The organism is Micromonospora sp. WMMA1363 (genome assembly GCF_030345795.1).
Classification (GTDB): domain Bacteria; phylum Actinomycetota; class Actinomycetes; order Mycobacteriales; family Micromonosporaceae; genus Micromonospora.
This window is the reverse complement of record NZ_JAUALB010000001.1, coordinates 5,040,580-5,052,895: the sequence shown is the minus strand read 5'-3', so window position 1 is coordinate 5,052,895 and position 12,316 is coordinate 5,040,580. Positions and strand designations below refer to the sequence as shown.

The following is a 12,316-nucleotide window of genomic DNA, read 5'->3' as shown; positions in this document are numbered from 1 at the left end:
CGACTCAGGTGGAGAGGTCGACCTCTTCCCAGCCGGGGGGCTCGTCGTGGTACGGACCGCGCAGGATCACCGCCCACTCCAGCGCCCACCGTCGCTGCCCGATCGCGTTCGCGTCCGCCCACCCGGGTAGTCCTCGACCGGCCTGCTCCACCTCCAGATACGCCCAGTCCAGGCAGTAGTAGAGGTCGAGCAGGGCCGCCGCCTCGGCGGGATGCTGCGGTGCGGCCAGGATCCGGGACCGCCAGTGCCGGAACGTCTCACCGGCGGCGATGTTCGGCATCCGCTCCACCAGCCGCTCGTCCACCGGCAACGTGGGGTCGAGCTGCTTGGTCAGACCCAGTACCCAGGCCAGCGCGAACAGCGCGTCGTGGTGCAGCACGAAGGATCGGTGGTCACCCCTGCCACCGGTGACGAACTGCCACTCTGGCGGCGTGACCTTCTCCATCAGGTGCGAGGTGAGCAGCCAGCTCATCGCCGCCTGCGGCGGCATCCCGAAACAGCGGGCCAGGATGAGGTGCAGCACCGCGGCGCGTGCCTCGATCTCGCCGGTCGGGCGCAGGCCGATCTCGTCGCCGGGCTCCCACACCAGGGGAAACCGTGGCGGCGGCAGCGGCAGGCGCAGCCGGGAAAGCTCGTCCAGGCTCGCCTCACGTACCGCGCGGGGATCGGGGGCAGGTACGGACACGACGGATCATCCTCGTCTGCTGCTCGTGCCGGCTCGACGCCGGGTTATCCCCCTGGCCAGGGAGGATAGCCCCACCGCCCGGTGAAACGAAATGGCGGGTCAGCTGATCCGCTCGATCACCAGTGGTGTCGCGGCGGGGGCGACCGGCGTGATCCGCACTGCCCGGGCGGCATCGTCCCGGGCTGCGGGGATGCGGCCGGCATCCTCGGCGCGCAGCTCGTACAGGGTCTCACCTGCCCGGACCGGGTCACCGGGACGCTTGTGCAGCAGCACACCCGCCGGCACCGAGACCGGGTCTTCCTTACGGGCGCGCCCCGCGCCGAGCCGCCACGCGGCCAGCCCCATCGCGTACGCGTCCACCTCCGCCACGAAGCCGTCCGAGTCGGCCCGCACCACGTCGACCTCACGGGCGGTGGGCAGCGGGGCGTCCGGATCGCCGCCCTGCGCCCGGATCATCGCCCGCCAGGCGTCCATCGCCCGGCCGTCGCGTAGCGCGGCCGCCGGGTCGGCGTCCGGCAGGCCGGCCGCGTCGAGCATCTCCCGGGCCAGTGCCAGGGTCAACTCGACCACGTCGGCCGGTCCGCCGCCGGCCAGCACCTCGACCGACTCGGTCACCTCGATCGCGTTGCCGATGGCCAGTCCCAGCGGGGTGGACATGTCGGTGAGCAGGGCGACGGTCCGCACTCGGTGCCTGCCGCCCAGCTCGACCATGGTGCGAGCCAACTCCCGGGCCCGGTCGACGGACTTCATGAACGCGCCCGAGCCGACCTTGACGTCCAGCACCAGGGCGCCGGTCCCCTCGGCGATCTTCTTGCTCATGATCGAGCTGGCGATCAGCGGGATGGCCTCGACGGTGCCGGTGACGTCGCGCAGCGCGTACAGCTTGCGGTCGGCAGGTGCGAGCCCGGCCCCGGCCGCGCAGATCACCGCGCCGACGTCGCGGAGCTGGGTGGTGAACTCCTCGTTGCTCAGTCCCGCCTGCCAGCCCGGAATCGACTCCAGCTTGTCCAGCGTGCCGCCGGTGTGCCCGAGACCGCGTCCGGAGAGCTGCGGCACGGCGGCACCGCAGGCGGCCACGAGTGGGGTGAGCGGCAGGGTGATCTTGTCACCGACACCGCCGGTCGAGTGCTTGTCCACGGTTGGTCGGTTGACCGCGGAAAGGTCCAACCGCTCCCCACTGGCGATCATCGCCGCGGTCCACCGGGCGATCTCCGGCACGGTCATCCCGTTGAGCAGGATCGCCATCGCCAGGGCCGACATCTGCTCGTCCGCGACAACCCCCCGGGTGTACGCGTCGACCACCCAGTCGATCTGCGCGTCCGAGAGCACTCCGCCGTCCCGCTTGGCCCGAATGACATCAACCGCCGCAAAAGCACTCATGATAAAAATCTTTCCTCGTCGTCAAGGTGGACACCGACTCGCGGACCGCCGCCACGGAAGCTCAACCCCAGCGAACCGGGATCTCCATCGGCGGCTCACCCTCGCCCGCCCAGAAAATCGTGCCGGCCGCGTCCACCACCACGACCCGCGGCGTCCGCGCCAGCCCCCAGGTGATCGCCTCGGCCGGGTCGTCCCAGCTCGGGCCTTCCTCCAGCACCCCGGTCTCGGCGCCCTCGGTGTCCCCAGCCGCCCGCTCCCAGTACGCCGTCCAGACCTGCTGCCCGGCGGACAGGTCGGGATGCACGAACACCGTGCCCCGCCCGCGCCAGGCGGCCAGCCGCTCCGGCACCACCGGCACCGGATTTCCCCCGGTCACCGCCTCGATGTCGGCCACGTCGAACGCGTGCGGCAGCAGCTCGGCCATCCGTAGCGGGCCGCCCTTCGCCTCGACCAGGCACTCCGGGCCGCCCTGCTCCCAGAGCAGCTGCCGGCAGCGTCCGCACGGCATCAGCGGCTCGCCGGTGGCGTCCACGCAGGACAGGGCCACGATCCGCCCACCGCCCGTGGCGTGCAGCGAGGAGACCACGCCGCACTCGGCGCAGAGCGTCATGCCGTACGCGGCGTTCTCCACGTTGCAGCCGACCACGACTCGGCCGTCGTCGACCAGGGCGGCCGCCCCCACCGGGAACTTCGAGTACGGGGCGTACGCGTGCCGCATGGCCTCGGTCGCCGCCGCCCGCAGCCGCCCCCAGTCGATCTCCATTCCCCGATTCTCCCCCATTTCTCGAGCTCAGTCGTGGCCACCCCAGGCGACCAGGCGGGCCCGACAACCCGGGCGGGTCCGCCGAGTCGGGCCGTTCCGTCGCCGCCGGGGCGGCGTACCGACGGTGGCTGGGACGGCAGCCGCCGTCACTCAGCCATCAACCCGTCATCACGGGTTGCCGGGACCGGACCTCCTACCCGGCCGCGCGGGGCGGCGGCGCGGTTCGCTCGGCCGGGCGCGCCGCCGCCCCGCGCGGCGGCCGTCAGCCCTTGATGTACGGCTTGCCGTCGGCGGCCGGCGCCCGGACCTTCCCGACCAGGCCGGCCACCGCCAGGATCGTCGCCAGGTATGGCAGCATGGCGAGGAACTGGCTCGGGATCGTGCTGTTGATCGCGCCCAGGTAGGTGGCGAGTTGGTCGGCGAACCCGAAGAACAGCGCCGCGAGCAGCGCACCGGTCGGGCTCCACCGGCCGAAGATCAACGCCGCGAGAGCGATGAAGCCCTTACCACCGATCATGTTCTTGGTGAACGAGAAGAGCGCCAGGGTGTACGACGCGCCGCCGATGCCGGCGACCGCACCCGCGAGAATCACGTTGCGGTAGCGCAGCCGTAGCACCTTGACGCCGAGGGTGTCCGCCGCGGTCGGGTGCTCGCCGACCGAGCGGGTCCGCAGGCCCCACCGGGTCCGGAACAGCCCGATGTGGATCACCAGGACGAGCAGCAGGCCGAGATAGAGGAAGATGTTGGCGCGGAACAGGGCGGGCCCGAGCACCGGGATGTCCGACAGCAGCGGAATCTCCCAGTTACTGAACCGCGGCGCGCTGTTGTACCGCTGCGCGTTGGTCTGCATCAGCCGCTCGTAGAGGAAGCCGGTCACCCCGACCGCGAGCAGATTGAGCACGATGCCCATGACCACCTGGTCGACCAGATAGCGGATGGCGAATACCGCGAGCAGCAGCGAGATGAGAGCGCCGCCGATCGCCGCGGCGACCAGGCCGACCCAGACGTTGCCGGAGACGCTGCCGAAGAGCGCGCCACTGAACGCGCCCATCAGCAGCTGCCCCTCGATGGCCACGTTGACCACGCCGGAGCGTTCGCAGAGCACGCCGGCGAGCGAGCCGAAGATCAGCGGCAACGCCAGGATGAAGGTGCCCCGAACAATGTTCACCAGCGGCATGAAGTTCTGCCCGGTGGGGGCCGCGGAGACCTGCCAGCAGAGAAAGCTCAGCACGAAGGCGACCAGGCCGACGGCGAGCACCAGCGTGAACCAGCGCTTCGGTAGCCCGGCGAGCATCGCCACGCCGGCAGCGAGCGCGACCACCCCGAACAGGATCGCGCCCAGCGTGCCGTTGATCCGGAGCGCGGCGCCGGCGGCGTCCTCGCTGAGCGTGAACCGGGCCTGCTGGTCGGTGGCCAGCGCCCCGAATAGCACAGCCGCCAGCAGACCGAGCGCGGCCAGCACCACGCCGACCTTGCGGGTACGCGTCCAGAACCCCTCGTCGACCGGGGCGACCGCGACGCTCTCGACAGCCATGGTGGACACGCGTCACCAGCCCTTCGCGAGGCTCGTTTGCAGCCGGGCGGTCCGCGCGGCCCGGAGCTGGAAGATCGCCTTCACCAGGGCCGGTGCGGCGATGAAGATCACGATCAACGCCTGGAGCACGGTGACCAGCTCCAGCGAGATCCCCGAGTACGCCTGCATCCGGTTGCCGCCGGCCTGCAGTGCGCCGAAGAGCAGCGCCGCGAGCGCCACCCCCCACGGCCGCACCCGACCGAGCAGCGCCACCAGGATGCCGTCGAAGCCGATCTGGGCGACCACCAGCGGGGTCAGAGCGGTGGCGGTGGTGCCGAGCACCATCTGCGACCCGCCGAGGCCGGCCAGCGCCCCGGCGAAGACCATGATCAGCACGTACGTCCGGGTGACGCTGATGCCGGCAGTACGCGCGGCGTCCGGGTTGGCGCCCACCGCGCGCAGCTCGAAGCCGAGCGTCGAGCGGTTCAGCAGCCAGGCGACCGCCCAGGTCACCAGGACCGCGAGGATGATCCCGCCGTGCACCCGGAGGTTGTCGCCAAGCAGGCGGGGCAGCTGCGCGGAGGCGTCCACCGGTTTGCTGATCGCATCCGTCCGGTTCGGGTCCTGCACGCCGTTCTGCACGATCAGCCAGGTCAGGAAGTACACCGCGACATAGTTCAGCATGATCGTGTTGATCACCTCGTGCGCGCCGGTGCGCGCCTTGAGGATCCCCGGGATGAAGCCCCAGATCGCCCCGCCGAGCGCACCCGCGAGCACCGCCACGAGCAGGTGCAGCCCCGGTGGCAGCGGCAGCAGGAAGCCGGCCAGCGCGGCCAGGATGACACCCATGGTGGCCTGGCCCTGGGCGCCGATGTTGAACAGGCCGCCCCGGAAGGCGAGCGCCACGGACAGGCCGGTGAAGACCAACGGCGCGGTATAGGTCAGGGTCTCCGAGATCGGGCTCATGGCCGCGTTGAACCCGACCGCGTCCGGGTCGAAGATCGCACCCTTGAACAGGTTCCCGTACGCCTCGCTGACCAGGGTCCAGCTGGAGTTGATCGCATCCGACGGGCGGGCGGTGATGTAACCGTAGGCGGCCAGCACCTCCGGATCGGAAATGATCATCAGGATCGCGCCGACAACCATCGCGAGGACCAGCGACAGCAGGGTCACCGTGAAGGTGTTGGCGGCCCAGAGATTGTCCAGGAAGAGCCGCCCGAGGGACGGCTTCGCCGCCGGGGTCTCCGGGGCCCTCGGCATGGTCTCCGCCTCGGCCCGCTCGGTGTTGCCGAGCGCCGTCTGGGCGGCCTGCTCCTCGGTCGCCGGCTCCTTGTCCGGGGAGCCGGGGTTCGGGTTGCTCATGCCTTGTCCTCGCTGCCAGGGCCCTCGGGGGCCGGAGCCGCGCCGTCGGTGGCGGCCGGGCCGGTCGATTCCGCCCCGTCCGTGGCGGTCGGGCCGGCGCCGGTGCGGGGCGCGCTGTCCGGGGTGATGCCGGCCATCAGCAGGCCGATCTCCTCGCGCGGGGTGTCCGAGCCGACGACGCCGATGATCCGGCCGCGGTACATCACCGCGATCCGGTCGGCCAGGCCGATCACCTCGTCGAGTTCGCTGGACACCACCAGGACGCCGGTGCCGATGTCGCGTTCCCGGATGACCCGGCTGTGGATGAACTCGATGGAGCCGACGTCGACGCCGCGGGTGGGCTGGGCGGCGATGAAGAGCTTCAGCGGCCGGGACAGCTCCCGGGCCACGATCACCTTCTGCTGGTTGCCGCCGGACAGCGTGCCCACCGCCGCGTCGGCCGACGAGGTGCGGACGTCGAACTGGTCGATCCGTTCCTGCGCCGACTTCGCGATCTCGTCCGGCCGCAGCGCGAGGCCCCGGCCGTACGGCGGCTGGTCGTAGATGTCCAGCACCAGGTTCTCCGCGACGCTGAACTCCTTGACCAGCCCGTCGACGCTGCGGTCCTCGGGCACGTAGCCGACACCCGCGCGGAGCACCTTCTTGGTCGACCAGCCGTCGATGCGCTCACCGACGAGGCTGACCGAGCCGGCGATCACCGGGCGCAGGCCCATGATCGCTTCGATCAGCTCGGTCTGACCGTTGCCCTGCACGCCCGCCACGCCGAGCACCTCACCGGCGCGCACCGTCAGGTCGACGCCGTCGACCGCACGCACCTGCCGGTCGTCGTCCACCACCAGCCCGGCAACCTCCAGAACCGGATCGCCGGGCGTGGCTGGCTCCTTGTCCACGGTCAGCCGGACGCTGCGCCCGACCATCAGCGCGGCCAACTCGTCGCGGCTCGCCTCGGGCAAGGCCGTGCAGACGGTTTTTCCGCGCCGGATGACGGTGATCCGGTCCGCGATGGCCTTGACTTCACCAAGCTTGTGGGTGATGAAGACGATCGACTTGCCAGCGGCCTTGAGCGACCGCATGACGGTGAGCAGTTCCTCGGTCTCCTGCGGGGTGAGCACCGCGGTCGGCTCGTCGAGAATGAGCAGGTCGACGTCGCGGGTGAGCGCCTTGACGATCTCGACCCGCTGCTGGATGCCGACCGGCAGGTCCTCGACGACGGCGTCCGGGTCGACCCGGAGGTTGTAGCGCTCGGAGACCTCGGCGACCTCGCGCCGGGCCCGCCGGCGGTCCAGGAAGCCGGCGACGCCACCGCGGACCTGCTCGGCGCCGAGCATGATGTTCTCCGCCACGGTGAAGACCGGCACCAGCATGAAGTGCTGGTGCACCATGCCGATCCCGGCCGCGATCGCGTCGGACGGGCCCCGCAGCTTCAGCGGCTCGCCGTCGACCAGGATCTCGCCCTCGTCCGGCTGGTACAGCCCGTAGAGCACGTTCATCAGGGTCGACTTGCCGGCGCCGTTCTCGCCGAGCAGGGCGTGGATCTCTCCAGGCTCCACCGTCAGGTCGATGTGGTCGTTGGCGACCAGGTCACCGAACCGCTTGGTGATGCCGCGCAGTTCGAGTCTCAGCGCAACCTCCTGGAGTGCGAAGCGATGGTGCAGCGTAGCTGCCGGACCGCCGGCCGGGACGGGGGCGGGTGGAACCGATCGGCCGCCCCGTCGCCGGGGACGGATCCCGGTGGCGCCGGAGCGGCCCGATCGTCACGCATTGTCGCCCGCCGGCCACCCATGATGATCATCTCACCGTGGGTGGCTGGCGACGTTTCACTTCGGAGAGGACGGCGACTCGACCTTGATCGTGCCGGCCGCGATGTCCGCCTTCAGCTTGTCGACCTCGGCCTTGAGGTCGGCCGGGATCTTGCTGTCGAAATCGTGGTACGGGGCGAGCGACACGCCGTTGTTGGCCAGCGTGCCCAGGAAGCCCGGGTTCGCCTCCAGTTTCTCGCCGGCGGCGGCCTTGAGCACGGCCTCCTTGACGGCGTCCGGGATGTTCTTCACCACGGTCGTGATAATCACCGGGCAGTACGGGGTGCTCTCGCAGCCGTCGACGTCCACCCAGATGGTGTTGAACTTGCCGCCCGAGGCGTTGGCCGCACTGGTGGTGCCGAGACCGGCGGCGCCGGCGACCGGCATCACGATGTCGGCGCCCTGGGCGACCAGCGCGTCGCTGACCTTCTTGCCCTCGTCCTGCTTGACGAAGTCGTTGGTGAACGAGCCGTCCTGGGTGGCCTTGTCCCAACCGACAAGCTTGACGCTCTTGCCCTTGGCCTCGTTGTAGTGCGCCACGCCGTCGGCATAGCCGTCCATGAAGACGGTCACGGGCGGGATCTTCACCGCGCCGTACGTACCCACCGTGCCGGTCTTGCTCAGGCCGGCTGCCAGGTAGCCGGCGAGGAAGCTGGCCTGGGCGGTGTCGAACTGCATCGGGTAGACGTTGCTCTCCGCCACCTTGGTGTCGACGATGCCGAACTGTTGGTCCGGGTGCGCCTGGGCGATCTTGGAGGTGACGCCACCCATCAGGCCGCCGACGGCCAGGATGAAGTCGCATCCCTGGTTGACGAACTGGGTCAGGTTGACCTCGTAGTCCGCCTCGGCCTTCGACGCGACGAACTTGATGTCGACGTCGCTGTTCTCGGCCTTGGCCCCCTCCAGGCCCCGCCATGCCGAGGTGTTGAACGACTTGTCGTCGATGCCGCCAGTGTCGGTCACCATGCAGGCGCTGAACTTCTTCCCGCCGCCGGCGTTGTTGTTCTCCTCGGGAGCCTCACCACACGCGGCGGCAGCCAGCACGAGGCCACCCACCGCGAAGACCGAGGCGATCCGCATCCCACGCACCGAGCGCAAGACGTCTCCTTCCATTGCTCACCGCGGTGTTCGCGGTGAGCAGCCCTTGTACACCGGCCTGCGCTGTGCCGCCGGCGTCCCACGTTACGGACGCAGAGCGTACGCCCACCCCCTCCACTGGCCGACAGGCGTGCATGAGACTGTTGACCGCCTGTTACCCCGACGTAATCTGCGCTGGGGTAGATCACGCTCCGTGCCGGTGGATGGTGTTCGGGTGCGACGAACGTCTGTTTCCGGATGGCTCTCTCCTGTCGGACGTTACCGCCAGAAGACCGCCACTGCGGCGTTGACCAGGGTCAACCCGGTGATCGCGAGGAAATGCCCCCGGTTGACCACCTCCCGCTTGCGGGAAAAGAAGACCATGACAAAGATCAGTAACGCGAGCACCAGTTTGGTAACAAGCTTCGCGGGGGCCGGCTCGTCCCCGTCGCGCAGTGGGGCGGACAGGGCGATACCGGTCAGCAGCATCGTCCACGCGCCCCAGAGCATCGCCGAGTTGATCCGGAGGCGGCCCGTGACGTACTGGACGATCGCTCCGCCGAGCAGTAACGCGAAGCCGATGAGGTGGAGGTACCGGAGGATGAGTCGAAGAGCTTCCACGCCCCCATCCTCTCGCATCAACGACGACGCGCCCTCCTGCGCTCCGGCGGCCGGTCCCGGGTCGGTTCGGCCCCAGTGATGGACAACCGGTCGACGCCACCGCGTGGTTTGAACTGCGCTGAGCGGGTAAGCCCTTGTCGACCTGGTCGTCCGCAGTGCTCCGCGCCGGCGGGCGGCTGGGCTACCGACCCCTTGTGGTGGGGGGTGAGGTGGCACCGGCGCCCCGGGAAGACCGTTCCCGGGGCGCCGGTGGGCCATCCTCCACCGCTGACGACCGCGCGTCGGCCGGGTACGGCCGCATGCCGGTCCCCGGTCGACGGGCCGTGGGCCGAGGACGACGACAGCGCCGACACCGGCCTGGATCTGTCGACTCCGGTGACGCAGGGTCAGCCTTCGACACCGGGCAGGCGGGCCGCGATGCGCGCGAAGCCGGCCCGCAGCTCCCCCTCGCTCGGCGGCGTCGCCGGACCAACACGCCGATCCCGTTCTGCCGCCGCCTCCAGTTCCTCGTCGATGGTGTCCTCGAAGTCGCCGTACAGGTCGGCACTGTCGATCTGGGCCGCCTCGTCTTCGGCGGCGATCTGCGCGGCGGCGATCTCACCCCGGATCTCGTCGACCGAGAGCGCGGGCAACAGCGGCTCGACGACCGCCATCAGTTGTTCCTCGGCGACCACCGCCTCGCCGAGGGCCAGCGCGTGCGATCGCTCGTACGGGCCGCAGACCACCGCCTCCCATTCGTCGGCGTCACCGAGCGGACCGAAGGTGATGATCCACGGCAGGCCGAGCATCGGCGAGTCGTCCGGCAGGTCGAGTGTCACGAGAGCGCCCACCCGCCCATCATCGTCGCCGGCACCAGGACGGATACCCGGTTCGTCGCCTCATCCCTGGTTCGGGTACCGACAAGATCCGTTCCGTGCCGCCGGCATGACATGGACCCTTGATGCCGGCGGTCAGAAGCCTTCACCCGGACGTGTCACGGGACATGAGCGGCGTCCAGCGGGCCGTCCAGACCCGTCGCAGGTCGTCGACTCCGGTCGTCCGCCGGGTCAGCCCGGCCGAACCGCCAGCGCCGCCCGGACCAGGGCAAGCGCAGCCTCGGGTGGCACCCCCAGCCGGACCGCCGTCCCCGCGTACTCGGCGGCGGCCCGCTGCAACCGGTCGGTGGCATCATCGCGGCCGGGCGCGACGAACGTGCCGTGCCGCCCCCGCGTCTCGACCAGCCCGGCCCCCTCCAGCTCCCGGTACGCCCGAGCCACCGTGTTCACCGCCAGACCGAGGTCCGCCGCGAGTCGCCGGACGGTCGGCAGCCTGGTGCCGACCGTCAGGCGACCATCCCCCACCTGCGCCGCGACCTGCGTGCGCAACTGTTCGTACGGTGGCACCGACGAATCCGGGTCAACCGCGATCCGCACCTGTTCTCTCCTCCCGCCGGTTCAGCCGGCACCACCCGGGATGCCGGGGTCGGTGGCAGTGTCCGGGTCCACCCGTGCCGGCCCTCTCGCCAGGTCCACCACCCGCCCCCGCCGGTTGGTCGCGGCCAGCGCCGCGCCGAAGAGCACCAGCTGGTTGAGCAGGTAGAGGTAGAGCAGCAGGCCCACCGCCCCGGCGACCACCGTGTACGCCGGGTTCCGCTCGGTCCGCACCACGTAGTGACGCCCCACGGTGTTCAGCAGGGTGATGCCGACCGCGACGAGCAGCACCACCGGGCGCAGCCGGGATCGGCTCAGTCGCAACCTCGGCACCGCCACCAGCAGCAGGGTCGCCAGCACGACGTTCACCAGCACGCTGAGCACCGCGCTGACCGTGGTCAGGCCGACCGAGCCGGTGCTGCGCAGCAGGAACCGCAGCAGCGACTCCAGCGCGTCGACGGCCGCCACCGAGACACCGAGCAGCACGAACACGACGAGCAGTACGCCGAGGTCGACCAACCGACGGACGACCAGGTTGCCCGGCTGCTGGTCGAAGCCGTACATGAGCCGCTGGGACGAGCGGATCGCCTGCACCCAGCCGACACCGGTGAACACCAGGATGATCAGGCCGACCACCCCGACGGTGCCGCTGCTCTCGGCGATCTGCTTCGGGTCCAGGAACGGCAGGTTCTCCCGCAGGAAGCCGTCGACGGCGGCCGTGACCTCGTCGTTGCCCTCCAGGATCGCGCCGAAGACGGAGTAGGCCACCAGCGCCAGCGCGAAGACCGCGAAGAAACCGTAGTACGCGATCGCGGCGGCCAACCGGCCGGCGAGCATGTCGTTGTAGAGCACACCGGCCCGCCACACGTGGTCGATCGCGCCGTACCGGCGGCGCACGCCGCCGATCCGCCGGTCGATGTCCGCCTCGATACGACCGAACACGTTCACGCCGTCATCCTCGCCGATCTTCCGCCCGCGCGGGGGCAACCACCCACCCGCCCTCGTCAGGCGGCGCGTCGCGGGCGCGGGGCGCGACCTGCTGGCACCCGGGCCGCCGCGCCTACGTCCCGGCCGCACCGACGCACCGACCGCGGCCGGTCGTCTCAGCCGCCGAGCCGGAAGTCCCGGCGGGGCTGCCAGCGCGCCTGCCCGCTGTGCGAGAACAGGGTGAACGCCTCCACCTCGAACATCGCCGAGAAGTCGGCCAGATCCTCGTACACCTGGTCCAGTGCCTCCGGCGCGACGTCCTGCGCGACCGTGACGTGCGGGTGGTACGGGAAACGGGCCTCCCGGTACAGCTCGGGCGCGGCGCGGATCGCCGCGGCGAGCAGCTCGCACTCGCCGATACCGGCGGCGACCGCGACGAACACCACCTGAGTGACCGGCCGGAACGTGCCGGTGCCGCGCAGGTGCAGGGTGAACGGCAGGTGAGCGGCGGCGACCGTGTCAAGGTGCCGCTCGACGGCCGGGAGCGTGGCGACCGGGATCTCGGTCGGCCCGAGCAGCGTCACGTGCGCGGGGACGGCCTGCTGGTCACCCGCCGCCACCCGGCGGCGGGTGAGCAGTTCGCCCCACGGTTCGGGAATGTCCACGGCGATGCCGATCTGGATGGTGTCACCGACCGTCGGCGCCCCGTCCCTGAGATCCACGCCTCGCGCCACCCCTCCGGCCACCGACTTCACGACCACACCCGTACGCGGCGCGAGG

Annotated in this window: 12 protein-coding genes; all 12 read right to left on the bottom strand. The window is 70.7% G+C overall.

Features of this window, described 5'->3' with window-relative positions:
• Window positions 1-4 precede the first annotated feature (4 nt).
• Window positions 5-685 carry a DUF4272 domain-containing protein gene (locus tag QTQ03_RS23625; protein WP_289279940.1) on the bottom strand — a complete coding sequence of 227 codons (681 nt, stop codon included), beginning with the start codon at window positions 683-685 and terminating at the stop codon, window positions 5-7.
• 99 nt (window positions 686-784) lie between these two features.
• Window positions 785-2,065: a thymidine phosphorylase gene (locus QTQ03_RS23620; protein ID WP_289279939.1), complete on the bottom strand. Its 1,281-nt coding sequence runs from the start codon at window positions 2,063-2,065 to the stop codon at window positions 785-787.
• A 61-nt stretch (window positions 2,066-2,126) separates the two neighbouring features.
• Window positions 2,127-2,828 (bottom strand): cytidine deaminase, encoded by a 702-nt coding sequence (locus tag QTQ03_RS23615; RefSeq protein WP_289279938.1) that lies wholly within the window; start codon window positions 2,826-2,828, stop codon window positions 2,127-2,129.
• Window positions 2,829-3,090: 262 nt separating this feature from the next.
• The gene (locus QTQ03_RS23610) at window positions 3,091-4,371 is read right to left on the bottom strand and encodes an ABC transporter permease (protein WP_289279937.1); all 1,281 of its coding nucleotides are present in this window, start codon (window positions 4,369-4,371) and stop codon (window positions 3,091-3,093) included.
• Between the two features lie 3 nt (window positions 4,372-4,374).
• Window positions 4,375-5,703 (bottom strand): ABC transporter permease, encoded by a 1,329-nt coding sequence (locus QTQ03_RS23605; protein ID WP_289279936.1) that lies wholly within the window; start codon window positions 5,701-5,703, stop codon window positions 4,375-4,377.
• Window positions 5,700-7,265: an ABC transporter ATP-binding protein gene (locus QTQ03_RS23600; protein WP_353890644.1), complete on the bottom strand. Its 1,566-nt coding sequence runs from the start codon at window positions 7,263-7,265 to the stop codon at window positions 5,700-5,702. Before QTQ03_RS23600 ends, QTQ03_RS23605 begins: the two co-directional genes overlap by 4 nt.
• Window positions 7,266-7,520: 255 nt before the next feature.
• Window positions 7,521-8,582 carry a BMP family lipoprotein gene (locus QTQ03_RS23595; RefSeq protein WP_289280962.1) on the bottom strand — a complete coding sequence of 354 codons (1,062 nt, stop codon included), beginning with the start codon at window positions 8,580-8,582 and terminating at the stop codon, window positions 7,521-7,523.
• 276 nt (window positions 8,583-8,858) lie between these two features.
• The gene (locus QTQ03_RS23590; protein WP_289279935.1) at window positions 8,859-9,200 is read right to left on the bottom strand and encodes a hypothetical protein; all 342 of its coding nucleotides are present in this window, start codon (window positions 9,198-9,200) and stop codon (window positions 8,859-8,861) included.
• 386 nt (window positions 9,201-9,586) lie between these two features.
• Entirely contained in the window at window positions 9,587-10,030 is a 444-nt protein-coding gene (locus QTQ03_RS23585) for a hypothetical protein (protein WP_289279934.1), read from the bottom strand.
• Window positions 10,031-10,246: 216 nt separating this feature from the next.
• A complete protein-coding gene (locus tag QTQ03_RS23580; protein WP_289279933.1) occupies window positions 10,247-10,612 on the bottom strand; it encodes a GntR family transcriptional regulator in 366 nt (121 codons plus the stop codon).
• A 21-nt stretch (window positions 10,613-10,633) separates the two neighbouring features.
• Window positions 10,634-11,557, bottom strand: coding sequence for a YhjD/YihY/BrkB family envelope integrity protein (locus QTQ03_RS23575; RefSeq protein WP_289279932.1), 924 nt, complete (start codon window positions 11,555-11,557; stop codon window positions 10,634-10,636).
• A 155-nt stretch (window positions 11,558-11,712) separates the two neighbouring features.
• Window positions 11,713-12,291, bottom strand: a complete 579-nt coding sequence (locus tag QTQ03_RS23570; RefSeq protein WP_289279931.1) for a 2'-5' RNA ligase family protein — start codon at window positions 12,289-12,291, stop codon at window positions 11,713-11,715.
• Window positions 12,292-12,316: the final 25 nt, after the last annotated feature.